The sequence below is a fragment of the Shewanella sp. P1-14-1 genome (assembly GCF_001401775.1).
GTDB classification, from domain to species: Bacteria; Pseudomonadota; Gammaproteobacteria; order Enterobacterales; family Shewanellaceae; genus Shewanella; species Shewanella japonica.
The window spans coordinates 1-211 of record NZ_LKTL01000144.1 but is presented as its reverse complement, the minus strand read 5'-3'; the positions used below and the strand labels follow the sequence as shown (position 1 = coordinate 211).

The following is a 211-nucleotide window of genomic DNA, read 5'->3' as shown; positions in this document are numbered from 1 at the left end:
CGGCGCGATGGCAGAATGGCTATGCTGCGGATTGCAAATCCGTCGACCTCGGTTCGACTCCGGGTCGCGCCTCCACAAATTTTGTTTAATTGTATTGATTTAGATACAGTTAAAACAACACTTTTGCCCGAGTGGTGGAATCGGTAGACACAAGGGATTTAAAATCCCTCGCTTAATAGGCGTGCCAGTTCAAGTCTGGCCTCGGGTACCA

The 211-nt window shown here is 49.3% G+C and carries 2 tRNA genes; both read left to right on the top strand.

Annotated features, from left to right (window positions below):
- Position 1 precedes the first annotated feature (1 nt).
- A tRNA-Cys gene (locus tag AN944_RS21295) sits at positions 2–75 on the top strand.
- 50 nt (positions 76–125) lie between these two features.
- Positions 126–211 (top strand) — tRNA-Leu (locus tag AN944_RS21290).